Origin of the sequence: Terriglobus sp. TAA 43, from assembly GCF_000800015.1 — a bacterium.
Classification (GTDB): domain Bacteria; phylum Acidobacteriota; class Terriglobia; order Terriglobales; family Acidobacteriaceae; genus Terriglobus.
Map to the genome: position 1 here is coordinate 137,677 of NZ_JUGR01000001.1, position 25,968 is coordinate 163,644.

The window sequence follows — 25,968 nt, forward strand, 5'->3', positions numbered from 1 at the left end:
CAACCCATGTACTACAGAAAGAGCTTTGGATCGGCAATCGCACTTGCCGCAGTACTTGTCTCATCTGCGAGCGCTCAGATTCGATCTGCGACAATCACCGGAACAGCCATCGACAGCACCGGCGCACTCTTGCCTGGGGCTAAGGTGACCGTGACGAACGAAGCTACCAATGAAACTCAAACGACAGATGCTTCGAGTTCCGGACAATACACCATTCCGTATCTTGCCGCTGGTAAGTACACCGTTACAGTGAGCAAGGGCGGCTTCCAGGACTTCAAGGCAAAGGGCGTTGTGCTGGCCACCTCGCAGACCGTAAAGGTGGATAGCACGCTGTCTGTCGGTGGTTCTGTTGAGCAGGTGGAAGTGAATGCTTCCGCGGCTCAGATTCAGACGGAGAGCAGCACCGTGTCTGGAGCCGTAGACGCTCAGACGATTGAAGCTATCCCAAACATCACGCAGAATCCGCTGTACTACGCGACTCTACAAAATGGCGTTCAGCCTCGCAATACGTCTGCGAGCACACAGAATCTGAACTCGTTTGGTGTGGGTGTCGCGGGACGTGCTCAGTTCTCCGCTATCGGCGTAAATGGTGGTCGAGCGTATGAGAACGACATCCAGCTCGATGGTCTTCCGATTACGGGTAATGGCTTCAACGAAGCAGCGATCGTACCGAACACCGAAGGCATTCAGGAAGTTCGCGTGATTGCGAATAACTTCACCGCGGACTATGGCCGTGGTGATTCCGTGATGGCAATTACGACAAAGTCAGGTGGAAATACGTTTCATGGACAAGTGTCGTACATGATTCGTAATGAGGCTCTGAATGCAAATTCGCCGGGTAATAAAGCACAGGGAATCCGTCGTCCTGCGTTCAAGGTGAACGACTTCGGTGGAGCTATTACAGGGCCTATCTGGCGTGATCGGATCTTCTTCTCGTCCAGCTATCACTACCTGCGCTTTAACCAGGGGCAGACGTATCTCCAGACTGTGCCCACGGCTCTGGAGCGCGTAGGAGATTTCAGTAAGACATTCCAGCAGGATGCGAACGGAAATCCTGTGCCTGCGCTATTGTTCGATCCATTCAATGTGACACAGCGTGGCGCGAACCTGTACGAACGTGCACAGATTGCAAATTCAATCATTCCGAATCCGAATCCGTATGCGGTCAAGATGTTTAGCTATTATCCGCTGCCGAATCGTACGCCGGATGATGTTTATAACACCAACAACTTCACTGCAACTGTGGTGAATATGGTCCGTCGTCAGTCATCGAATAATCGTCTCGACTTCAAGTGGAGACGTCATTCATTTTATGCAAGCGGCGGTATCGATTACGGAACGATCTCCCAACCGCGTCCGTTTGGTACGGCTCCCTTCAACAACGCGCCGACGACTACGCAGGATCAGAATCCGTATGCGCAAATCGGTGACACTATCACGCTTTCCCCGACGCTGTATGTTGACGTACGCTATGGCGTGACAAGAATCAACACCTACAACTACGCGGGTAATCATTCCGGATTTACTGATTACGGTAGTTTTGGAATTCCTACGGCGACACAGGCTTTGTTTGCTCAACCGGGCGCTGCGCCCGTTGTGAGCCCCGCTGGATTCGGTGGCAGTGGTGGCGGCAGCAACTGGTCTGCACTTTCAGTTGGACAGTTCGCCAGCAAGGCAGAGCATCAGTTGGTTCACGCTATCAACGGTAGCGTGACGAAGGTCGCAGGGAAATGGACCTATAAGGTTGGTTCTGAATATCGTGTGATGCTGGCCAACTACAACGACTTCGAAGAGGCCTCTGCGAACATCGGTGGCTGCTGTGCGGCTGATCCCGGAGGCAACTATTCCTTCCGATATGTCACTGCAAGTGGTGGTCAGGCGCCTGGTAATACCAGCCCGAATCTGCAGGGAATTTCAGGTGCAACGATGTTGCTGGGTGAAGGTGTCTGGTTTGTGCGTCCCGGAGCCAATCTGAAGCCGGCATACGCGGCGAAGTACTTCGCGGTGTACTCACAGAACGACTGGAAGGTGCGACCGAATCTGACCATTAACCTTGGTCTTCGTTGGGATCTTCAGCCTGGACCTACAGAACGGTATAACCGTCTGTCTGGTATCGACTTCACTCGGAACAATCCTTTCGGAAGCAAAGGCGTGATTGCTTTCCCGGGAACGAATGGCTACAGCAGAAACCTCTGGGATACGGAATACACAGACTTCCAGCCTCGTGTCGGACTTGCGTACCAGGTGCATGAAGGGACTGTGATTCGCGGCGGATTTGCATTTGCCTATCTGCCAAGCAATACCGGCTACTTCTCAAGCCCGAACGATTACGGTGGAACGCCATTCTCTCCAGGCAATCAGGCGTTGCCATTTGGCACAAACCCGCAAGGTGTTCCTGTCACGCGGTTTACTGATGCCTCTCCGCTTGTACCGGCAGTTGGAGCCAATGCCGCTGCGCCGCAGGTGTATGGAACAACCGGCGCCTATTTCGATCGGCACCTGAAGAACCAGTTGATGAAGCAGGGAAATGTGTTTCTTGAACAAGCTTTCGGCAAAGGTGGCGGCTACCTGTTCTCGCTTGGATGGGCAGGATCCTACGGATCGAACCTGACAACGCGTAATCAGCCGTTTGAGACGCTGCAGTCTGTCGACCCTTCCATTCTTGCGAACTATCGTAGTCAGTACATCGCAAACAATGGGACATCGAATCCGGCAACGGCATTGGTGCAGAATCCGTATCAGCCAACAGGTGGACAATTGCTGCCGTTCCAGAATGCGCTTGCTGGATCAACGATTCAGCAGTTCATCCCACAGACGCCTTATCCATTGCTTTACGGAGCGTTTCTCAACGGATCAAGAGGCTACTCCAACTTCAACTCATTGCAAGCTTCGTTGCGTCACAACTTCCAGTCTGGCTTCAATATGATCGTGAATTACACGTGGAGCAAGGAGCTGGATTATTCCGTAACCGGAATTGAAGACGGCCAGGGTGTGAATGCTGGTGGTTCGCTTGGAACGCCTGATCTTTTGAACAATGGACTCAACCGGAATTATGGGCTTGCTGATCAGCCACATCGTCTTGTCGCTACTTTGATTTACAAGTCGCAATTTGGAAAGGATGGAAAGTACGCCGTTGGCAATGTCGTGGGACGCGCGCTACTGGGGGGATGGAGCTTTGGTAGCGTGATCACAATGCAATCCGGTATGCCAGTGGTTTTAAGCTTCTCAAACAATGGATCGCTGACGTCTCGACTGGATCGTGTTGCTGGACAGAATGTTGTCCTACCGAAGGAGTTCCAGAAGCGGTACAACGGTTCGACGACGGTTACACTTCCTTGCGGCAAAACGGTCACGCCAGCGAAGTACTCATTGTTGAAATACAACGCTTGCGCTTACTCCAGTCGAACACTTACAACTCCGAACGGGAGCATTGTGCAGGATTTGTATTGGGTTGGAAATCATTCTCAAACGGACGGAAACATCCGGACGAACAGCCGTTACAACGTGGACTTCAGCCTACGACGCAGTTTCCCGCTGTTTGAGCGTTTCCAGCTGGACGTGGCAGCGGAAGCGACGAATCTGTTGAATACTGCGGAATACAACGGAGCCTATGTCGGAGGACTTGGATCACCCAACCTTGTGAACAACGTGAGCAGAGGTCTGATCCCAGGTCTCGGCACCAGTAGCACGTTTGGAACCGTGAATATGAATGCCTTTGACCCAAGGCAGATTCAGATGCACGCACGCCTGGTCTTCTAACTATGCAAGTACCCCGTGCGCTAAGCGGTGCCGCGGGGTACTTGTCGCGAAATTTGTAAGTAAGAGTTCTTAGGGAAGATACTTCATGCAATATCGCAAGTTCATCAGCGCGAGCTTATGCGCATCCGCAACATTGATGGTGGCACTCTCCAGCAAACATGCGACTACCGTCCGTGCGGAACAGCACAGGCGGTATGCTGACTGGTCTCAGTTCGAAGGCAGCTCGGATGCATCTCAGTATTCTTCTCTGAGACAAGTCAACAAGGCGAACGTGACCCAGCTGCAGCAGGCGTGGTTTTATCCAGCGGGGAACAACGGTCTACTATTTGGCTCAAACCCTATCGTTGTCGATGGTGTGATGTTTGTGTTGGGCCGGAGCAACCGCATTGCGGCTCTGAATGCAGTCACGGGCAAAGAGATCTGGGTGTATGACACGCAGAATCCTCGTGGCATTACTAATCGTGGTCTCACGTATTGGAAGAGCGACGATGGGACGGATGCCCGCATCCTGTTTGCAAGCAACAATGAATTACATGCGTTGAGCGCGAAGTCTGGAACCTTGATTACGTCCTTTGGTGTGAATGGGAGCGTGAATCTTAAAGAAGGGCTTGGTCGCGATCCATCGAAGGTTCGGTCGATCCAGTCGAGTACGCCTGGGAAGATATTTGGAAACCTCATCCTTATGGGATCGGCTCCTGGCGAGGACTACGGTTCACCTCCGGGAGATATACGTGCCTATGACGTGATTACGGGCAAGCTGGTGTGGAGTTTTCATACGATTCCGCATCCGGGTGAGTTTGGTTATGACACCTGGCCGGCAGATGCGTGGCAATACGAAGGTGGCGTGAATACATGGGGAGAATTCTCCATTGACGAGAATCGTGGCATCGCCTATTTCCCGCTTGGATCGGCCACGTATGACTTTTATGGCGCGGACAGAAAGGGCATGAACCTGTTCGCAAATTGCATCCTTGCTTTGGATGCGAAGACCGGAAAGTACCTTTGGCACTTTCAAACTGTGCACCATGATCTGTGGGATTACGATCTTGCGGCATCGCCAAAGTTGATTACCGTAAAGCATGACGGCAAGGTTGTTGATGCGCTTGCAGCTGCGGGCAAGAATGGCTTTCTGTATGTTCTGGATCGAGTCACGGGTAAGCCACTGTGGCCTATTGAGGAACGTCCCGTACCGGTTTCAACAGTACCGGGTGAGCAGTCTTGGCCAACACAGCCTTTTCCCACGGTAGTGCCGCCGTTTGTGCGGCAAAGCTTTACTGCTGATGACATTAATCCATATATCCAAGAGCCCGCAGAGCGGGAAAGATTGCGGAAGCTGGTGCGCGAGGCAAAGAACAACGGCTTGTTTACGCCCCCCGCACTGCAGAACACCATTCAAGCTCCCGGCAATGGAGGCGGTGCGAATTGGGGTGCACTCGCTGCTGATCCCGATGCGGGCTTTGTTTATGTTCAAGCCAAGAACGCACCGTCATTGTTGAAGCTGGAGCCGCGAGCGCCTCGTCGTCCGATCCAAGGCCCTCCATCCACTGTTGGCTTGGTGCTTTACAAACAGAATTGCCAAGCCTGCCATCTTGCGGAGCAGCAGGGGCAGCCACCTGCTATCCCTTCGTTAAAGGGCGTTGTGGAACGGATCGGCACGTCTCGTGTGAAGGAGACCGTGCACAACGGGCAATCACCGATGCCTGCATTCGCTGATTTCACAAACACCGATCTTGATGCGCTGCTTGCGTATCTTGAGAGTCCGTCGACGGCTAAAGCTCCTCCGAATCTAGAGGCGTTGCTGGCGCCACCACCTAAGACCGCTGGTCAGCGTTATTGGACGGGCTACGGATATATGGATTCGGAAGATGGCTTGCCTGCTATCAAGGGACCGTGGTCGACGTTGACCGCGTACGACTTGAATCGCGGCAAGATCGCCTGGCAGGTTCCTCTTGGAGGCATCACGCGCCTTGAAGCAAAAGGGATTAAGGGGACTGGAAGTTACTGGCCTCGTGGCGGCGTTGCGGTTACGGCTGGTGGTCTTATCTTCTCTGGAACGAAGTCTGATTCCAAGTTCCGCGCTTATGACAAGGACACTGGAAAGGTTTTGTGGGAGAAAGAACTTCCTGCAGCACCGGAAGGTATTCCTGCTGTGTATGAAGTGAATGGCAGGGAATACATCGTGATCAGCGCAAGACCTGGAACAGTTCTTGCTGGAACCGACGTGGGAGCGCATCAGAACAGCGACGGTCCGCTTGCGAAGGAGACTTCTGGTGATGCGGCGCCTTCGCAGGGATACTACGTGTTCGCTCTGCCAGCAAAACGATAAGTGATTGCAACGTACAAGGACTCTGGAACAAGATGAAAACTGGAACACTATTCGCTTTTGGAGAGGCTTTGCTCTCCCAGTCTCGCTACTTGATTCGCGAAGGGCTTTTGCGACTACTTGCGATCAAAGATTCCGATATACGATTGCTGACGCTTTCTCAGAGTCGGACCGCTATAGACAATGGACTGCATGCAGGTGGAGCATTCTCCGCCACCATTCCCATGGTGGCATTGTTCTATGGTGGGTTTCTTTCACTTGACATCGAAGATCCAACGCGACGCGGTCAGAATATTTTCACGTTGAGCAAGGGGCATGCTGTTGCAACACTTGCTTCTATCTATGCGGAGATTGGTTACTTCGATGCGAAGTTGCTAATGAATTCCCGCTCGCACCATAGCTTGCTGAATGGACATCCAGGGCCCGTTCTGCCCGGCATTCACATTGCCACTGGACCGATGGGACAAGGTATCGGCGTTGCGCAGGGATTTGCGATCGCAGGGCGTACTAGCCCACGTTTTGATTCATATGCAATGGTGGGTGATGGCGAACTGCAGGAAGGGACCTGCTGGGAGACCATTATGTATGCGGGCCAAAGCCATCTGGATAATTTGTGTGTTCTGGTTGACCGAAACCATGGTCAGCTTGATGTTCACAACCGCACGCTTTTTCCGATGCCGGAGCTGGATGAAGTCCTCCGTTCCTTTGGATGGAATGCGCATAGTGTAGACGCCACACAATACGACGGTGTTGTGGCCGCGTTGGAGCAATTCCGTTATGGGCCACGCAATGGTAAGCCGACAGCCATCATCTGCAATACAACGAAGGGTTACGGTGCGTTCAGTGACTTCATGAACAAACATAAAGTCACAACTGCCGAAGCGTTGTTGGATCAGGAGGCCGAGTTACAGCATGCACGTCGCGCGGAACGTGTTGCAGAGTTTCAAGAGCTGTTGATCAAACTCGATGGCACCCAGGAAGACAAGCGTATTGCCCAGCTATTGCGACGAGCGGCTAAAGATATGCATCTGGATGAGTCCAACGGCTTCTCGCAAGTGATCGGCCCGGTACTTACGCGCCGCGCTCCGATGCGTTCGAAGGCGGTGCAATACAACGATGCTGCTCTGCCACGATTGGATCGTGGAAAGCAGTACATCGCCGCGGATATTGTCACCGCAGCGATGAAGGTCTTTGCTCGCGATCGCCGCGTTGTATCAATTGATTCTGATCTTGCATCCACCAGTGGTTTAGAAGCGGGTGTGGCTGCGGTGGATCAAGCTAGGGCATTGAATGTGGGTGTTGCGGAAGCCAACATGATGTTGATTGGCGAAGCCATGGCTGCACTTGGAATGCAGGTATGGACCAGCACGTTCTGCCCATTCTTTAACTGGCAAGTGATGCGACGCATCGCAGTGGGACAGCAGGAGAGGCTTGAGGCGATTGCAGCGACCGATGGGTGGCTGAGCGAAGGCCATGGTCTGGATCTGACGTTTCTTGCTACGGCGGCCAACTTCGAAACACGTACGAATGGCGCTACCCACATGGGTAACGATGACATCACCACGTTTGATGCTGTCGGACACTTGAAGATCATTGACGTTTCTTGCCCCCAGCAGATGTTGTCGTTGATGAAGTGGGCTATGCAGGGCAACAAGGGCTTGCTGTATGTCAGAGTCATGCGCACCGCATCTGCTGTGTTGTATGGGCCGGAGTACGTCTTCGAGTTCGGGGCTGGCCATATTCTGAAGCAAACAGAAACTGATACCGTTGCGCTTATTAGTAGTGGACGTGGAACGCATGAAGCTTTGGAGGCTGCCCGTCTTTGCGCAGAGGAAGGCATTGCCGTCACTGTGGTGGATATGCCGTCTATCGATGAGGAGTTGTTACTTCAATTGCATCGGTCGGGAAAGAAGCTGATCTTCGCTGAGCAGAACAACGGTTATATCTGGCAAAACTATCTGAAGGTGCTTTACCGTCATCGTGAGTTCCATTCATCTTCCACTGTATTTACGGTGAATACGCTGGATGCGCATGGCAAGCCGCAGTTCATACACTCCGCAACGTATGAAGAGTTAGTCGAAGTGTTTGGACTTTCAGGAACGGCTCTAGCCAGGAAGGTCTTGGAAGTGGATGGTGAGCGGGAAAGTGAGGAATTCAGCCATGGCATTGCCCATCGTGCATGAAAGCGACATCGAGGCACTGGATCTACCAGGCCGGATGTTGCGCTGGGTTGTAACAGAAGAGACCACTGGGGCAGAGCATTGCAGCGTGGCCATGATTGAGGTACAGCCCGGTCAAAAGGTACGGCCTGCGCACTCCCATCCTCACGGCGAAGAAGTTATCTATCTTGTCAGCGGTAGTGGACGCGTGTGGATTGACGGAGAGATTGGTGAGGTGCGCACAGGCAGCATGGTTCTCTTCCCTCAGGGAAAGCCGCATATGTTGCAGAACACGAGCGGTGAAGTAATGAAAGTTGTCTGCTTCTTTGCGCCAGCGACAAGCCTGGATAACTACCAGATGTTTGAAGGTCTTGGTTTTCAGGACTAATGTTCTGTGTCCCCATGGGCTCCCCGTTGGGAGCCCATTCTTTTTGGGACCATCCTTAGCCTAGTGTTGGCATCGTGGTATCTACACCTACGCGGATGCCCGTAGGCCACCGAGCGGTGACTGTCTTGACGCGCGTGTAGAAACGGACGCCTTCTGGGCCGTGCATGGCATGGTCGCCAAACAGTGAGCGTTTCCAGCCGCCGAAGCTATGGAACGCCATTGGCACAGGAATAGGGATGTTCACGCCTACCATGCCCACCTGAACCGCGTGTGTGAAAGCGCGAGCAGTATCTCCATCGCGTGTGAAGATGGACGTGCCATTACCGAACTCGTGTTGATTGATTAGGTCCAGCGCGGTCTGGAAGTTATTCGCACGCACAATGCCGAGCACGGGGCCGAAGATTTCGTCCTTATAGATGCTCATCTCAGGCTTCACATGATCGAACAGGGAAGCTCCCAGGAAGAAGCCGTCGCCTTTTGGCAGTGCAGAGTTGCGGCCATCTACAACCAACTCTGAGCCTTCCTGCACGCCTGTGTTGAGGTAGCCCTTTACGCGCTCAAGATGCTGCTTTGTTACGAGCGGTCCCATATCGGAAGTGGCTTCCGTTCCGGGTTCTATCTTCAGCTTGGCAATGCGCTCTAACAACTTTTCACGCAGTTCGTCCGCTGTGTTGTTGCCTACAGTCACAGCGATTGAGATTGCCATGCAACGTTCACCGGCGGAGCCGTAGGCAGCTCCAACGAGCGCGTCCGCTGCCTGATCGAGGTCTGCATCTGGCATCACGATCATGTGATTCTTCGCGCCGCCAAGTGCCTGCACGCGCTTTCCCTTTGCCGTGCCGCGCGCGTAGACATATTCGGCGATGGGAGTTGATCCTACGAAGCTGATCGCCTGCACATCCGGATGATCCAACAGCCCATCTACGGATTCTTTGTCGCCGTGGAGTACGTTGAATACACCGTCGGGAAGGCCTGCTTCTTTCAGGAGTTCGGCGAGGATGAGCGCGGCACTGGGATCGCGTTCGCTTGGCTTCAGGATGAATGTGTTGCCGCAGGCCAGCGCCACAGGGAACATCCACATGGGCACCATGGCTGGGAAGTTGAACGGTGTGATACCTGCGACGACACCCAGTGGTTGCCGCATGTTCCAGCTATCGATGCCTGTGCCTACCTGCTCTGTAAATTCACCCTTCAGTAGTTGAGGGATGCCGGTAGCAAATTCAACGACTTCCAACCCGCGTGTTACTTCGCCCTTCGCATCGGAGAGTACCTTCCCGTGCTCCGATGTGATGGCTGCCGCAATGCGATCGGTATTCTTTTCCAGCAACTCGCGAAAGCGAAACAGGATGCGCGCGCGACGTAGCGGCGGAAATGCCGCCCACTCTGGAAACGCCGCTTTAGCCGCGGCAACAGCACTTGCGAGTTCTGTACCGTTTGCTAATGCAAGGCGAGCCTGTACCCGACCGGTTGCGGGATTGTAGATGTCGCTGAAACGGCCCGATGTACCGGGCACAGCGGCGCCGCCGATCCAGTGCGAGATCACACGTAGCGAAGCAGTTTCTGCAGTCAAATCAGGAAGAGTGGCGGTATTGGACACGGCGAAAACCTCGGAAAGTCGTTTCGGAGATTGTCCTCCTATTGTCATGAATACGCAATAGTATTTGCATAATACGCAACGTACATCAATGCAAAGCAGTACTTACAAGATGATGGGGACAGCATCTCTGCTGGCCCCATCGATTCGTCTGCGCGAAATTGCATCAGGGTAGTTAGTGGGATTCGTGCCAGTGGACCATCGGCAAGCCCGGTGCAGGCGCGCGGAAATAGGGGATGCGTTGGCCCCGCAACGAACCGATGTAAAGGGTCTGTAGGTCTGGTCCTCCGAAGGTCACACTTGCCATCCAAGGTGCAATGCCGCGACCGGTTGCGAAGAGCACATCCTGCGTGACTGCACCCGCAAGAAATTGTTGTTCCAACGCGTCGACTTTCGCTGGGTCGCCCTCATCCAGGAACACACGCAGATCGCCCTGAGGAGTGAGCGCCCACAACTTGTCGGAATAGACGCAGGTGCCCCACAAATTGCCGATACTATCGAATGCAATTCCGTCCGGCCATGCACCCTTGCCAAGGCTTGATGGCCCAAAGACTTCAGGAGTTCCCAAAGTCCCGTCTTCGTGGACTCGCATGCGCCGAATATGGCCGCCGGTTGTTTCTACGGCGTACATCCACTCTTCGTTGGCATCCATACGGATTTCGTTGGTGAATTGAAATCCATCGGCCATGATGCGGAATTTTCCGTCAATGTAACGTGCGATGTATCCGTCGTACAAGTCGGTACGCAATGCGTGCATCCAGTTCTTGATGCGTGTGGAAACGGTGATCCAGATACGTCCCTTTGAATCCCGCAGGACGAAATTCACCTTGCCAATCGCTTCACCTTCAATGCTGTTCGCCAGCACATGCGATTCGCCGGAACGTGTCATGACTTCCAGACGGTCCGTGCCAAAGTTGGAAATGAGGATATCTCCATTTGGAGCGAATGCCAGCCCGTTGGGCAGAGTGCCGGTCAGATAACGTGTAGCTTCGTCACCAGCATCCGCAAAGTAGTCGGAGATACGCTGCGTCACGATCTCCTGCGTTCCATCATGCCGCATACGCACCACACCGCCGCGCGAATCTGCAGACCACAGTGTTCCATTGCGTTCTACAAGGATGCACTCTGGGCGCTGTAAGCCTTCGCCAATGTATTGCAGGGAATTTGTGTCGATACCGAAATCAAGAATGGGATTAGACATGCCGCAATCCTTCGTAATGCTCGATCTGGCGGCATGAGTTTCAATCCGCCGTATTGCACAATTTGCAATATAGATTGCAAGGGTAGCACGAGGCGAGCAAGAGGGATGAGCTATGAGGAAGGGTGAAGAGGAACTACTCAGACTGCTCGGAAGTGTTCAGAAGGGCCGCAATGCCCGCGGCTACACGGAGAACCTTCTTGCTGTAGCTGGGGTATTGCTCTTTCAGGAAGCGCGAGTCTGGCGCCGAGATTCCAATGGAGCCGACGATGGATCCATCTTCGAGACGGATGGGGGCAGCGATGCAGCGCATGCCAGCGGCGTATTCACCTTCGTCCGTCGCGTAGCCGCGAGTCTTGATTTCGTGGCACTCTTCCAGCAGTGACTTAAGGCTCGTAATGGTGTTTTTCGTGTGCCGCGTGAGTGCTCCCTGACCGAACTGTGACTTTAGCTCGCGTTCGTCGGCATCTGCCAAGAGAGCTTTTCCGTGAGCGGTGCAATACAGTGGCACCAGTTCGCCCGTTTGGCCAGCAACCGCGATGACGTGGTTTGCGTGGGCGGAATCGATGAACAGTGCGCTTTTGCCTTCACGGACTGCGAGGTGGGCTGTTTCGTTCAGATCGTTTGCCAGCGTCTTCAGTTCCTTATGCGCGACACGGACCAGCATGTTGCTCCAATCGTACTGGTGCGACAGTGTCCACATAGAAGGGCCAAGAATGTAGTCTTTTCGTCCCGGCGGGCAGGAGAGAAAGCCACGACGACGAAGGGTATGGGCCAGCCGAAAGGCACTGCTGCGGTCTACTTCGAGGGCTTCGGCCAGTTCCGACAGTGTTACCGGCTGCTTGGACAATGCCACCATCTGGATGATGGTTAGACCGCGGTCGAGGCTTTGGATGAAAGGGACGAGCGGGGATTTCTTCGGAGCCATGGACCTTGCCTTGTCAGCCCCGCAGACTCCCACCATCTTTCGGGAATACCGGCTTAGTGCCATTCCCTGAGGTGTGTGCTGGTGAGAAAGCCTCGGGCGCTTCTCAGATTCACCTCCACCATATCACCCTGTCGCTTCGCCATGTGGAGGCGTGATGGCCGGTCCTTAGAAGCCTCCTCCTGCTATTTGCCATCACTGTCTTCCAGAACAATCATGCGTTTTCACTATCGTCCATAAGGCAATCTCTGCTGCATACATTACAGGATGTAGTCGGACGAGACGACTGCCCTTAAACACGATCAGAAATGGCTCTTTGTATGGCGATAAACGGGCTCTTGCAGATATTGCGATAACCGAGCCTTGACGCTTTCGACATGGAACGTTAAGATTTGTTCGTTGCACAATACGCAAATAATTAAGTGAAATACGCAACGAATCGATTTCGGAGTGAAGATGGACTACTCGAGCTTCAACTTACAAGACAAGGTTGCCATCGTAACGGGCGCATCGCAGGGTATAGGACGGGCTATCGCTCTGGGGCTGGCTCAGGCAGGGGCGCATCTGGTTCTCTCCAAGCATCCCGGGCCGCGACTGGAAGAGATCCAGAATCTCAAGCAAGAGATTGAAGAGCTTGGTCGACGTGTCCTGATCGTTCCGGCAGATGTCGGGATAGTAAGTGACGTTCAGAAGTTAGTGGATAGTGCTGTCGCGGAATTTGGACGCATTGATATTCTTGTCAATAATGCGGGCTGGACCGGGACCGGACCTGCTCTGGATGTCAGTGAAGAAGAGTTTGACAAGACCATTACGGCTTCGCTCAAGAGTGTCTTCTTTGCGTCGCAGGCGGCGGCAAAAGTGATGTTGCCCCAGGGAAGTGGTCGCATTATCCAGATCGGATCTAACTTTGGTGTTATCGCGTTTAAGAACCGTGCGCTCTACGCTGCTGTGAAGGCCGCGGTGCATCATTTAGCGAAATCGCTTTCGCTGGAGTGGGCACAACAGGGTGTACTGGTGAATGTTGTTGCGCCCTGCATCACCGAAACGGAATCGCGGAAGAACATTCTTGAAAAGCCTGGTTACAAAGAGTGGGCGACACAGGAGATGATTCCGCGGGGCCGTTGGAACCAGCCTGAAGATCTGGTGGGCGCAGTGTTATTCCTGGCGAGTCCTTTCGCCGATATGGTGGTAGGACAAACGCTGATGGTTGATGGCGGTTGGACGATCCACTAACGAGTACACGCTAACTCCCGAACGAGAGATGACCACGAGGACGAAGATGAAGTTGGTGGGTAAGATCGCGCTAGTGACCGGCGCAGGACAAGGTATTGGTAAGGGAATCGCTGAAGTTCTTGCGGACGAAGGTGCAGACATTGTCATCAATGACATTCATGTCGATGAGCGCTGCGACGCATTAGCCGAAGCCATTCAAGAGAAGGGAAGGCGCGCCCTAGTTGTTGCTGGTGATGTAAGTAAGCGCGCAGACGTGGATCGTATCTTCGATGCGGCCTCAGACTTCGGCCCTATTGATGTGCTGGTCAATAATGCGGGAATTGAAACCATCATCCCTTTTCTGGAACTTACCGACAAGCAGTGGGAGGAAGTCACTGAGGTCAATCTGAAGAGCCAGTGGATGTGTGCACAGACTTTCTGCAAGCGCGCCATTGCAGAGGATCGAAAGGGCACGATCGTCAACATCGGATCGATTCAAGCGGCTCGTGTGCTGCCAGGCCGCACTCACTATGCTCCAAGCAAGCTGGCTATTGAAGCACTTACGCGCAATATCTCTGCTGAGATGGGGTACTACGGCATCCGTGTGAACTGTGTTCACCCCGGTCTGATCGATACGCCAATGATCCGTTGGGTATTGGAGAGTCCCGAAATCCTGCCTGGAGTGGTGGGACAGATTTCCTTGGGACGTCCGGGCCAGCCTGTAGAAGTTGGCAAGGCCGTTGCGTTCCTTGCATCGGATGATGCCTCGTACATCACGGGGCAATCGATCTACGTCGATGGCGGGTGGGTCGGTAAATAAACTACGACTCCCGCTGACCCCTCGGGAAGCCTTATCGCACAGAAGCCATGCGCAACTGTGGGCTGCGTGGAGTAGAAGGATTGGGCCCATCAAACTGACGAACAGCCAGCTCATGGGGAAACTTCCCGGCATGCATGAATGCCGCCCGCAGGCCGTCCCTGACGGGGATTCTGTCGATATCTCTGTACTCAATCCGCTGCGATAAATTTGCTCGTAACGCGCTGGTCCGCGATCGCTCCGAGCGGTACCCAGGGCTCAACATCATGTGCAGGGAGCGACTCCGGCTTCCATGGCGATTCCATGACGCTTTGGTGGATGAAGGAGTTTGGCGGGATGAGGCGATTACGCCCCATTGGGAGTATGAACTTTCTCTTTTTCACATGAGGGTCCTGTTGGGGGAGGAATTCGCACGCCCACCAAAACCCTTTTAATGAACTATGCGGGTCTGCCTTTGCGTTTGGTTCGACATACTCCGGGAGGCCCTGGAGCTTGGGAAACGCCGAGCACTTGCCGAGGACGATCTTCGCCTTGTAGTCATTGACTTCCAGACCGTGCGCAATGGCTTCCACCATCATCCACTCCAATGCTATTTTCGATAAGCCGCTGGTCGCCTCCGGGTAGCTGCCACCAATGTCAGAATGGACACCTGCGAACCATACCTGCCGGAAGTCCTGCGGCGAACGATACTCACCCCAAAGATTGTCCTGATAAAAGCAGCGACGTTCGTGTATGGAAACCGCGTGACGGCCCACTTCGATGATGGGATTTGTGCCCAGGAACGGCAGCGTGATGGGATCGTAGACCCAGCCGTAGCTGGCCACCGTGTCCCAAAGACCGCAGAACTTTATCTTCACGGGATTCGCGTGTGAAAACTGCCATTTGAATACCTCATCCGACGTGAACTGTGTGATCCTGCCTTTCGCGTCCCTGCTTCGCTTGGAATACATGTCGAGGATGTACGGGATCGCACCGTGATTGCCATGGCAGAGTAGGCCGAAGACATTCATGAGACTTGCCAGGGCCCGGACCGTGAAGGCTCCCCGGCTGAAGCCGAAGAGGTAGATCTCGTCACCGTCTTCATAGTTGTCCATGAGGTAGCGATAGGCGTCGCCTACGTTGCGCAGTAGTCCACTGCCGAAGGCCAATCCCTTGATCTTGGATACATGCTTGCTGAAGAAGCCGCGCGCATTCGGGTCACCCATCGTTCCCACGCCGGGATGATAGTAAGCGACCTGACCGGGGCCTATTTGGAGGGAGCTGTAAAGTTTCGCAACGTTGGACTCCTCCGAGACTTTTTCGAAACCGTTTCCGGTGCCATCACAGCAGATAACAATCTTCTTACTCATGATGCGTAGCTCCTCAGCAATGAACTGCGGGTACTCGATTGAAACGTGGAGAGAGCGAATGATATCACCCACGAAAACGGTTGAATCACTAATTTCTCTCAATTGTTTCCGTCTTCGAAAAGTAATCGCCTAAATCAATCGAGCCCCCCGACGCCGATGCGACGGAGGGCTCGATTGATCTGTTCGGGCGGTTTTATCAAACCTCCAGGATTGAAACTTCTTTCACCTTTGCTGGTCCTGAGGCCGAGCGTTGAATCAGGAGTGTCTTCAATTCCCAAGGGGCGAGGTTGATGGAATAGTCGACGTTGAGGAACGTGCTCTTCAACGACGTCTTCGTCGCTGTTCCGGTACGTTCTTGTAAGCGAACGATGTAGCCGTCCTTAACGCTTTCAGCAGGCTTGAGTGCGAGCACCCAAACCGAGCTGGGGGAGACCTCAAAGAACGACTGTTCCCATTCCAGGTGTCCCGTGTGAGCAGAGGTCATGACATATTCAGCCGGGCTTTGCAGTTCTTCCGCGAGGCGATCCAACGCTAACTGAGAATGCGTACCCTTCCTGGCCACAAGCCAGAAGCGACGTTCCTGGCGTCCCTGATCCTGCCATGCATTCGCATCAAAGTAGACGGTTTTGTCGGGTCTGTGGCGAGCGAATGGCGCGGAACGAATGAGTACTGTGCGGAAGAGTCCGTCGAGGCAGTCATAGCTATAGGTCTGTTCGTTGATGAGGGCAAGAGTGTAGTCGTCCGAACCGATCTTGCCCTGCACGGCTGCCCAGTCCTGATAAGGTTCTTCTTCACCATTGACGGCGCGTTCGATGATCGCTCCGGGGACCTTCGTGAAGACACGTGGCTGCACTAATGCGGTGGGAATCTCAAGTTTCAGCATCTGCTCATGCTGGTTCCAAGTGATTACGAAGCGAAGTTCTACTGCTTCAATACCGGCATACTCAACGAGATCAAGAATGATCTCGGATTCCATCCATGTTGCACGATGGCGAGTGATGCGAGTGACAGGGCCTTCCTCTACAACACCGGCATACACCAGGGGGGGACGACCCATCTCTTGACGGAATTCGTTTACGCCGTGTGACCACGTATCGGATGAATCGGCGACGACGACAAGTCCGATGCTCCTGGCTAGCAGTTCGGTTCCGTCTTCCGCCTTCGCAGAAGATATGCCGAAGCCAGTCTTGGAAACTGTAATGGCATTTGAGAAGGCTGCTCCATTTGGTGCAGAGCCATGCGCAAGCTCGAATAACTTGTAACCGCAGGCAGGCAAGTCGACCCATGCTGTAAGACGGAGATGTTGCTGCGTCATGCTTTCAGAGGCAAGCCACTGAATCGGATATTTCTTTTGATCCTTATCCGTTAAGTGAGTAATAAATTCCAAGTTATCGGGACGCCGACCGGTGTAGTACTCGACTAATGTCTTGCGCGGCCAGGGGAGAGGGTTCCATAGGAATACAGCGCCCTGCACGACCTTAGTGGTGTCCACCTGGCGAGCCATGCTCTGTAGTGCCTGCACCTTGGTCGTTTGAGCAACCTCGCATGCAAAGCCAAGGCTGTCACGCACATCCTGATAGTCCGCGTAGAGTGACGTTCCTGCCGCCATATCGTGGAACTGGCAGAATAGAATCTTCCACCATGAGTCGACGAATTCTTTATGAGGGTATTGATGAGTCGTCGTCAGGCTTGAGAACAGAGAGATCGATTCAGCTTCCACCATGGAGCGTTCTGCACGGCGATTGAGCGCCTTGCCCTCTCCATAGGCGGAGTAGCAGCCACGCGAATGGTGCTGCAATTCGTGACGAACCACAGGCAGGGAACTGAATGCAGGGGATTTCTTTACTGCGTCGAAGAACTCATGCAACGTGCTCCAGCGTAGTTCTGGAAGGTTCGGATCGCCCTTCATCTTCAGGACTTCGCGTATCTGCGCGGCAGTTACTGCGCCTCCATGATCACCCACGCCAAGAAAGAATGCCCCATCATTCATGCCAGATGCGAACGAGTGCTCTGCATCAGCCGCAAGATGGGAGGCATTGTTTTCATAGGTTCGATAGAGTCTGAGCGCGAGTACGCGCGAGCCGTCCGGACCTTCCCACCAGAACAGCAACGGAAGATCCATCTCATTCTCTTGCGGCCGCATGAACACGTAGTACTCATAGCCTGCATTTTTTAGGATGGTTGGAAGTCCGGCAGCGTGTCCGAAAGAGTCAGGATTGAATCCGATTTTGACATCGACGCCAAGCTCGTTCTTGCAGAACTCTTTTCCGTAGAGGCAGTGTCGAGCAAAGCTTTCCGTCGCGGGGATATTGCAATCGGGCTCAACAGGCCAGCCACCGACAACTTCCCAACGACCTTCGCGGATGCGCTGCTTGATCTCTTCAAACATTCCGGGATCAGCATTTTGAACCCAGCGGTAATGCATGGAAGAAGAATGGCTGTAGCAGAATCCCGGCGTCTCTTTCATGCGATTCAACGCACTCCGGAATGTGTTCAATGCTTCATCCGAACCATCGCGCCAGCGCCACAGCCACGCGGCATCGATATGAGAATGCCCCATGATGTGCAATACGCGCTTGCCGTTTACGGTGTTGCTGTGCACTACCTGGGCAAACGAATTAGAAACTGCCACTGTGCCAAGAGCTGCTGTCCCCTGAATTAAGAAATCTCTTCTGGACAGGCCGCTTCCATTGTTTTTCATAAGACCTTCCTCATGCGTTGATTGCAAGATTGGCGACGCAGAAAATGTTTGTGCTTGAGGATGTCCGATGGAGAACACACGTCGTCCATGTCGGCGCATCGGCACGAGCTACCACTTCGCTTTTGTCGGATACGTTTCTGGAAATCCCGCCAGCATCACACATGAACTTATCTTTTCTGCGGTAAACACATGTCAAGAATGCTGATTACAAAGCTGGCATGACAACTTAAATCGAAACGCTTTAGATTGAGCGAGAAGCGCCGCTAGCCTGCGCGATAGAATTCGCGGGACAGCGGGTCTATTTATGTAACGCAGCTGCATTGGCTGGCGCGCGGTTCCGCTACATCTTCATCGCTTTTAAAGAGGTGTTTTGTGTTTCCTGAAAAGTTTAGTAAGTCGAGCTACTACCGCCAGCGTGTCGGTTCGCTCGCGATGGCCGCAGTTTTGTGCGGAAGCCTGATTCCATGCGGCATTGCGCATGCGCAATATACTCCGGAAACAAAGCAGTTTGATAATCCAGGGCCGCAGCAAATTGCTACTGCGGCACAGGCTTTGTCAAAGCAGTCGCAAGATAACATCGACAAGCTCTCTAAGTTGGACGAGCTTCCTGCACCAGGCTGGAAATATCACGTTGGATATGTGGCAGGAGCTGAAGCACCTTCGTTTGATGACTCTTCCTGGGAAATTGCGAACGCTTCCGGCGGGGTACGCACGCAAGAGATCCTGTGGGTGCGTGGAACCGTTACGGTTCCGCAGACGCTCAATGGGTATGACCTTACGGGGACCAGGTTATGGATTCAGGGCTGGCGTCCTGAAGAATACGCGTTAACTCTGTTTATCAATGGAGAGCGTGCGGGTGAAGGCGAAGGTTTGATGCCGCAGGTTCTTGCGAAGGACATCAAGCCGGGCGACAAGATCTTCGTTGCGATGGAGCTTCGAGTTTCAGGACGTCCTAAGAGAGTTCCACTCACGCGTATTCGTATTGATTTCATTCCATCGCGACCCAGTCCGCGCGATTTGTATAACGAGATCATTGCTTCAACACTTCTGGTTCCACAGTTTGCAAAGAATGATCCCGCGAAAACAGCCGCACTGGACCAGGCTGTGAAGGACATTGACTTCAAGGCACTGGATGCCGGAGATCAGAAGGCGTTCGATGCTTCGCTGCGCAGGTCGCAGCAGGATTTGGAAGTGCTGAATCCGATTGTGAAGCAGGCGACGTATCACATCACCGGTAACTCCCACATCGATGCGGCATGGCTGTGGCCGTGGTCTGAGACGGTGGATATTGTGCGGCGCACATTTGGTTCCGCGTTGCACCTGATGAATGAGTATCCCTCTTACACCTATACGCAGTCGGCGGCTCAATATAACGAGTGGATGGTTGATAAGTATCCGGAAATTAATAACCAGATCAAGAAACGTATCCAGGAGGGACGCTGGGAGTTAGTTGGTGGTATGTGGGTGGAGCCGGACCTGAATATGCCGGATGGCGAGTCGCAGGTTCGTCAGCTTTTGATTGGCCAGCGGTCGTTCAAAGAATTCTACGGAACGACGGCGAGCATCGGTTGGAATCCGGATACGTTTGGTTACAACTGGCAGCTTCCGCAAATTTATAAGAAGTCGGGCATCAATTACTTCGTGACGCAGAAGATGGTGTTCAACGAAACGAATCCACTTCCATTCAAGTTGTTCTGGTGGGAATCGCCTGACGGTAGCAAAGTGCTTACTTACTTCCCGCACGGCTATGCGAACAACAAGATGACGCCTCTGCGTATGACCAACGATTTTGTGCAAGAGCGGACGCTTGCCCCTGGATTGACGGAGATGATGGATCTGTATGGTGTGGGCGATCACGGTGGTGGTGCGACACGCATGGTTCTGGATGAGGCGACGCATTGGGAACAACCCGATAAGATTGCTCCGAAAATTGAGTGGGGTTTTGCGAAGACCTACTTTAACGATGTCGAGAATAAGATTTCGCCTGTTTCGCCTACGTGGAACTATCAGGCCATGGGGAAGGGCGTTGCTGCGTTGCCGCAGCCGGAAGCAGGGAAGATCAGCATCCCGACTTGGAATGACGAACTGTACTTCGAGCATCATCGTGGCACGCTTACTACGCAGGCTGCACACAAACGCAACATGCGTGAGAGCGAAGAATGGATGTTGAATGCAGAAAAGTATTCTTCGTTCGCATGGCTGGACGGAAGCAAGTATCCGGCTACAGAGTTGAACGAAGCATGGAAGAAGGTGCTCTTTAATCAATTCCATGATCTTGCTGCAGGCTCGGGAATCGGTGTCCTCTACAAGGAATCGCAGAAGGATTACGATCAGGTTCGCTGGGCAACCAACGAAGTTTCATCCAAGGCTCTCAATACAATTCAGGCTCACATCAATACGAAGGTGGCGGGGCAAGTTCCTGTTGTGGTTTTCAATCCGCTGGGATGGAATCGTTCTGGAGTTGTGCCAGTTGATGTTGAGATGCCAACGTCAGAAGGCGATGGGGTTACGGTGCTGGACCGCGCTGGCTGGGTCGTGCCTTCGCAGATTGTGTCGGTTAACAAGGCGACCAACACGTATCACCTGTTGGTTCAGGCGAAGGATGTCCCGTCTCTCGGTTACGAAGTGCTTCACGTTGTTCCTGGTCGTCGCACTTTCGTCAGCGATCTGAAGGCGAGTGGGCTAACACTTGAGAACGCGAACCTCAAAGTGAAGGTGGACCCAAACACTGGTTGCATCACGAGCCTCTACAACAAGAAGGACAACTTTGAAGCATCGGCTTCGGGTGCGTGCGGCAACGAATTGCAGGCGTTCAAGGACACGCCTGTGGATGATGATGCCTGGAACATTGATCCTGGCACGCTGGATCATGTCATCCCACTTACTAAAGCCGATTCGGTGAAGCTGGTGGAGAATACGCCATTCCGTGCGGTTGTTCGCGTGGAGAGGACTTGGCAGAGTTCGAAGTTTGTGCAGGACATTACGCTCTATGCCAATTCCGATCAGGTGGAAGTGGTCAACGATATCGACTGGCATGAAAACCACATCCTGCTTAAGGCTGCGTTTCCATTGGCAGCATCGAGCAGTATGGCGACTTACGAAATTCCTTACGGAACGATTCAGCGGCCGACGACAAGGACCAACACCTGGGATGCTGCAAAGTTTGAAGTTGCGGCAATGCGTTGGGCGGACTTAGGCGATGGGAAGCATGGATTCTCTCTCATCAATGAGTCGAAGTATGGATATGACGGTAAGGACAATGTGTTGCGGTTGACGCTGTTGCGTTCGCCTCTGTCTCCTGATCCGGAAGCGGATCGCGGCCACCAGCACTTCAGCTTCGCGCTCTATCCGCATGCTGCTGATTGGAAGACTGCACTCACCGTGCGCCACGGCTACGAATACAACTACAAGCTGCAGGCATTGCAGGTGCAGGCGCACGCAGGCCCGTTGCCGTTGACGCACTCCTTCATCGAGGTCGACAACAAGAATGTAGTCCTTACGGCGGTGAAGAAGGCTGAAGATGAAAACGGGTTGATCCTGCATTTCTATGAATGGGCGGGACAGAATGGCAAGGTCGACTTCCGCATTCCCGCTGGAGCCAAGTCCGCGACGCTGACGAACCTGATGGAGAAGCCTGAAGGAGCGCCCATACCGGTTGTCGACACAAATAAGGTAGGGGTCTCTGTGACTCCGTATTCGATCACGTCAATTCGTGTCGATTATCCGGGCAACCAGCAGCAATAGTCGAAGAAGCGCAGTTCATTCATTGCAGCAAACAAGCGAACGGTGCAGAAGAGATAGTCTTCTGCACCATTCGCTTTCTGCAGGGTGGATGTAGCGAGGGGGAGCTGGATCACAGGCTTGTTGCTCATGCCATCACGATGGGCCGCGCGGATAGGGGAATCCTGTATGGGATGAAGGCACCCAAAAGGACGGCACTGTAAGAAATGCGTGTAGACGCTCTGGTATGAACCGAGTAGAGTGTTTGGCTTAGTACGTGTTGGATGAGCAATTGACATCATGCTGAGGTAGCAATGGCTAAGTCAAAAAATGTTCCCGCGAAGAAGTCTTCAAAGCCTCGCACCAAGGTTTCAGGTAATGCGAAGGTGATTGTTTCCGAACCCATTATTTCCTTTGAAGGGGACCACCCTCTTGAGGAACGACGTGCTGCTGGCAAGGCGCTGCGCGACAAACTGCCGCGTGAGGAGCATGCGAACTGGGGGCGGGAGGCGAATTCTCCTAGTGCCGTAGATATTGTGATGGCCGGCAATAAAGGGCGTTTGGAGAAGTATGTGCCGCTACGCCTGGCTCGTATGGCTGCGTCACCCTTCGCTTTCTATCGTGGAGCGGCGGCTGTCATGGCCTCTGATCTCGCTCATACGCCAGTGAGCGGGTTGATGGCTGTGATTGACGGTGATGCACACATCAACAACTTCGGTTTGTACGGCACGCCGCAGCGAGACATCATCTTCGATCTGAATGATTTTGACGAAGCCACGGTTGGCCCGTGGGAATGGGATTTGAAGCGTCTTGTTGCCAGTGTCAATCTGGCAGGACGTGAAAACGGTCTCAACCTCCGCGAACGTGGTGCTGCGGTACGCCGCGCGGTACGTGGTTATCGTGACAATCTTGATCGACTGTCGAAGCTTGGGGTTCTGGAAACCTGGTATCTGCATGCTTACCCCGGCCGCGAAAATCCGTTGATACGGGTTGATCCGAAATCCAGAGCAGTATGGGCGAAGGCAGTCGCCAAGGCGGGGCGCCAAACGAATCAGACATTCCTGAATAAGGTGGCTGAGAAGGTGAATGGCAAATGGCGGTTCAAAGAGGAGCCTCCCATCTTGACTCGCGTTGATTCATCTACTCGCAACGCTGTTGAGAAGGCTCTTATCGAATATGCCGATACGCTGAACCTTGAACGCAAGTTCATGCTTTCGCGCTACAGGATCGTCGACGTTGCGCATCGCATCGTTGGTGTTGGGAGCGTTGGAACCAGAGCCTACCTGGCCCTGTTGTTCGGGAATGGAGATATTGATCCACTCTTCCTGCAGGTGAAAGAAGCCATCGTTCCAGCTCTTGCCCCCTATATCGAGCGCCGCGAAAGCGCGAAAATATCCCAGGAAGGAGAGCGCATTGTCACGGGGCAACGGGCTCTCCAGGCGTCAACGGATGTGATGCTTGGTTGGACTCAAATCGACGGTCGGCCCTTCTTCGTACGCCAGATGAAAAATATGAAGGGGTCAATCCCAATCGAATGGCTTTCGGGAGACGCTTTTAACTTCTATGTGTGGGTATGCGGCGCCATCCTCGCTCGTGCGCATGCACGCACGACAGACGCTGCATTGCTTTCAGGCTATTGCGGAAACTCCGGAGTTCTTGATGATGCACTTGCAACTTTCGCCGAGTCGTACGGCGACCAAACTGTGCGTGATCATGCTGCCTTGGTTGAAGCAGTTAAGAACGATAGGGCGGTTCAGCAGATGATGGGCATATAGAACAGAGAACGAATGAGGGGGAGATGTGGAATCACAGAGCAATACGTTGCCATACGTGAATGTCATACCCGATCCGGATCGCTGTCACAAGTCACGTCCTTTTCTGCTGATGGAAGGCGGCCCGCTTTATGAGATTGAGAAACGTATTCGGAAGATTCATGCCACTGCCCCGCTTACAAAGCGTCGAGCGTTAGGGGCTGTCTGTATCACATGGTTGCCGTTGCTTGTTATCACTCTTTTGCAAGGCACCGCATTTGGTGGAGTGAACATTCCTTTTTTCCGCGACTTCAGCGCTCACAGTCGCTTTCTTATCGCCCTTCCGATGCTACTGGTTGTTGAACTTGTGCTGGCACCTCGAATTGCCGAAGCGGCGGAACAGTTCCTCCTCGCCGGCGTTGTTACTTCCAAAGACTACAAACAGTTCGACGCAGCGATAGACGATGGTCTTCGACTACGCGACTCGAAGACAGCCGAATTTGTGATGGTGATCCTTTCTTTTGCCTTCACCTTTATGAGCTACCGCACGCTAGCCGTCCACACCTCAACCTGGTACTCCTCCGCAATGCCCGATGGCAGCTACGTCCTTACCGGAGCGGGCTGGTGGCAGCTTCTGGTTTGTGTTCCGCTCCTGCAGTTCCTTGTCTTGCGGTGGGTGTGGCGCATTGTTCTTTGGTTTCGCTTTCTGGCCCGCGTTAGCAAATTCGATCTGAAGCTTTTCGGCACGCATCCGGATGCGGCAGGGGGCCTCGGTTTCATTGGCGAAGCGCAACGGTTCTTTGGACTATTTCTTTTCTCGTATTCCTGTGGCGTAACCGGCGTGCTTGCGAACGAGCTTTTATACGGGGGCGTAAAGCTTGAACAGCTTGCTCCTCCCATCGTGGCGTATGCGGTCTTCTGCTTTCTCTTCGCAGCACTTCCGCTGATCGTTTTTACGCCCAAGCTATTGGTGACGAAACGTCAAAGCCTTCATCAATACGGAACGCTCGCTACGGCCTACACAGACTCTTTTCAAAGACGTTGGATCAAAGGGGATAATCCCGAACATGAAGCGCTGCTTGGCTCTTCCGACATTCAATCTCTCGCGGATCTGGGTAACAGCTTCCACATCATCCAGGAGATGAAACCGCTGCCGATTGCCCCCAAGGATCTCTTCAAGCTGATCGCTATGGCGTTGTTGCCCATGGCATCACTTCTTCTATCCGTCATGTCACCCAAAGAATTGCTTGAACTGCTTATGAAGGTTGTCGTGTGATTCGGCGCAGAGATTGAACTTCGTCTTTGAGTGCGTCAACGTAAACAGTGAACGGCCTGCCATGGGGCAGGCCGTTCGCTCGTTGAGAAAGAAGATTTACTTTGCGTGTACCAGCGGCATGTCAACGAGGTGCTGCATGATGAACCATGCCTGTAGTTCATTCGTGCGGAGCACGTCGGAGACAGCCAGATCATTGGTGCCGTCATCGCCATTGTCGTCGGCTTGCTTGGCGATCTTGCGGCATTCCTCAATGATGATCTTGTGAGCTTCCAGCAGACGCGAGATCTGCACCGGAACCTCTTCCTTGCCACGCGGGGGACGCGGAATGCTGGTGACTTCTGCAACGTCGCCGCCCATGGCGATGGTTACGCCACCCAGAAGTTGAATGCGTTCTGCGATGGTGTCCACGATCTCAACCTGTTCGTCAAAGTGTTTATCGAACAGCAGGTGAAGCTGATAAAAAGTGGGACCGGCAACCTGCCAGTGGTGCTTCTTATACAAGTCGCGGAGCGCGATGGAATCTGCCAGAAGCTGGTTCAACGCCTTGCAGGATTTCGCGCGGACATCCGCGTCCAGACCCAGTGGCAGGTCTTGCGTAACGGTACCCCACTTCTGAATCTCGTTGGCCTTTTCGTGCCAGTGCGGTGTTACCAAGTCCTTGGTATCGGCCTTTTTGATTGCAACTGCCATGATGCTTGCTCTCCTTTGTGGCTTATCTGTTGGATGCGAGCGTATGGGATACAGTGGCCTTCATCTTGACGTGGAAAGATGAAGGGCGCGGCAATCAGCCGCGCCC

Annotated in this window: 16 protein-coding genes; 9 read left to right on the plus strand and 7 right to left on the minus strand. The window is 53.4% G+C overall.

Annotated elements, in window-relative coordinates; all coding sequences use genetic code 11:
- Nucleotides 1-6 precede the first annotated feature (6 nt).
- The 4 genes from M504_RS00595 (at nucleotide 7) to M504_RS00610 (ending at nucleotide 8,629) form a co-directional block, all read left to right on the plus strand.
- Nucleotides 7-3,759, plus strand: a complete 3,753-nt coding sequence (locus M504_RS00595) for a TonB-dependent receptor (protein WP_047486784.1) — start codon at nucleotides 7-9, stop codon at nucleotides 3,757-3,759.
- Between the two features lie 85 nt (nucleotides 3,760-3,844).
- A complete protein-coding gene (locus M504_RS00600; RefSeq protein ID WP_052200156.1) occupies nucleotides 3,845-6,085 on the plus strand; it encodes a PQQ-binding-like beta-propeller repeat protein in 2,241 nt (746 codons plus the stop codon).
- 143 nt (nucleotides 6,086-6,228) lie between these two features.
- A complete protein-coding gene (locus M504_RS20965; RefSeq protein WP_198137493.1) occupies nucleotides 6,229-8,265 on the plus strand; it encodes a transketolase C-terminal domain-containing protein in 2,037 nt (678 codons plus the stop codon).
- Entirely contained in the window at nucleotides 8,243-8,629 is a 387-nt protein-coding gene (locus M504_RS00610; RefSeq protein ID WP_047486787.1) for a cupin domain-containing protein, read from the plus strand. The genes M504_RS20965 and M504_RS00610 overlap by 23 nt, the downstream gene beginning before the upstream one ends.
- A gap of 55 nt (nucleotides 8,630-8,684) precedes the next feature.
- On the opposite strand, the gene M504_RS00615 is transcribed toward M504_RS00610, so the two are convergent.
- The 3 genes from M504_RS00615 to M504_RS00625 all read right to left on the minus strand — a co-directional run bounded on the left by M504_RS00615 (nucleotide 8,685) and on the right by M504_RS00625 (nucleotide 12,349).
- Nucleotides 8,685-10,226 carry a CoA-acylating methylmalonate-semialdehyde dehydrogenase gene (locus M504_RS00615; RefSeq protein WP_232296100.1) on the minus strand — a complete coding sequence of 514 codons (1,542 nt, stop codon included), beginning with the start codon at nucleotides 10,224-10,226 and terminating at the stop codon, nucleotides 8,685-8,687.
- A 172-nt stretch (nucleotides 10,227-10,398) separates the two neighbouring features.
- The gene (locus M504_RS00620) at nucleotides 10,399-11,424 is read right to left on the minus strand and encodes an SMP-30/gluconolactonase/LRE family protein (protein WP_047486789.1); all 1,026 of its coding nucleotides are present in this window, start codon (nucleotides 11,422-11,424) and stop codon (nucleotides 10,399-10,401) included.
- A 133-nt stretch (nucleotides 11,425-11,557) separates the two neighbouring features.
- Complete coding sequence (locus M504_RS00625) at nucleotides 11,558-12,349, minus strand: IclR family transcriptional regulator (RefSeq protein ID WP_047486791.1); 792 nt, start codon at nucleotides 12,347-12,349, stop codon at nucleotides 11,558-11,560.
- A 453-nt stretch (nucleotides 12,350-12,802) separates the two neighbouring features.
- Here M504_RS00625 and M504_RS00630 point away from each other — a divergent pair, with 453 nt between their 5' ends.
- Together M504_RS00630 and M504_RS00635 are read left to right on the plus strand one after the other, a co-directional pair.
- Nucleotides 12,803-13,579: an SDR family NAD(P)-dependent oxidoreductase gene (locus M504_RS00630; protein ID WP_047486794.1), complete on the plus strand. Its 777-nt coding sequence runs from the start codon at nucleotides 12,803-12,805 to the stop codon at nucleotides 13,577-13,579.
- On the plus strand, nucleotides 13,557-14,378 hold the full coding sequence (locus tag M504_RS00635; protein WP_084213982.1) for an SDR family NAD(P)-dependent oxidoreductase: 822 nt from the start codon (nucleotides 13,557-13,559) through the stop codon (nucleotides 14,376-14,378). The genes M504_RS00630 and M504_RS00635 overlap by 23 nt, the downstream gene beginning before the upstream one ends.
- A 188-nt stretch (nucleotides 14,379-14,566) precedes the next feature.
- On the opposite strand, the gene M504_RS00640 is transcribed toward M504_RS00635, so the two are convergent.
- Both M504_RS00640 and M504_RS00645 read right to left on the minus strand, forming a co-directional pair.
- Nucleotides 14,567-15,724, minus strand: coding sequence for a DUF2235 domain-containing protein (locus M504_RS00640; RefSeq protein ID WP_156993375.1), 1,158 nt, complete (start codon nucleotides 15,722-15,724; stop codon nucleotides 14,567-14,569).
- Nucleotides 15,725-15,920: 196 nt separating this feature from the next.
- Entirely contained in the window at nucleotides 15,921-18,356 is a 2,436-nt protein-coding gene (locus M504_RS00645; RefSeq protein ID WP_198137494.1) for an alpha-mannosidase, read from the minus strand.
- A gap of 441 nt (nucleotides 18,357-18,797) precedes the next feature.
- Between M504_RS00645 and M504_RS00650 the strand changes: the two genes are divergently transcribed.
- Entirely contained in the window at nucleotides 18,798-22,169 is a 3,372-nt protein-coding gene (locus M504_RS00650) for a glycoside hydrolase family 38 C-terminal domain-containing protein (RefSeq protein WP_232296101.1), read from the plus strand.
- On the opposite strand, the gene M504_RS22430 is transcribed toward M504_RS00650, so the two are convergent.
- Nucleotides 22,145-22,297, minus strand: a complete 153-nt coding sequence (locus tag M504_RS22430; RefSeq protein WP_156993381.1) for a hypothetical protein — start codon at nucleotides 22,295-22,297, stop codon at nucleotides 22,145-22,147. The two genes, M504_RS00650 and M504_RS22430, sit on opposite strands and share 25 nt — an antisense overlap.
- Nucleotides 22,298-22,459: 162 nt before the next feature.
- Here M504_RS22430 and M504_RS00655 point away from each other — a divergent pair, with 162 nt between their 5' ends.
- On the plus strand, nucleotides 22,460-23,920 hold the full coding sequence (locus M504_RS00655; protein WP_156993384.1) for a DUF2252 domain-containing protein: 1,461 nt from the start codon (nucleotides 22,460-22,462) through the stop codon (nucleotides 23,918-23,920).
- Between the two features lie 25 nt (nucleotides 23,921-23,945).
- The gene (locus M504_RS20970; protein ID WP_052200159.1) at nucleotides 23,946-25,172 is read left to right on the plus strand and encodes a hypothetical protein; all 1,227 of its coding nucleotides are present in this window, start codon (nucleotides 23,946-23,948) and stop codon (nucleotides 25,170-25,172) included.
- A 96-nt stretch (nucleotides 25,173-25,268) separates the two neighbouring features.
- Here the strand turns inward: M504_RS20970 and M504_RS00665 are convergent, their stop codons facing one another.
- Entirely contained in the window at nucleotides 25,269-25,862 is a 594-nt protein-coding gene (locus tag M504_RS00665) for a Dps family protein (protein WP_047486803.1), read from the minus strand.
- Nucleotides 25,863-25,968 lie beyond the last annotated feature (106 nt).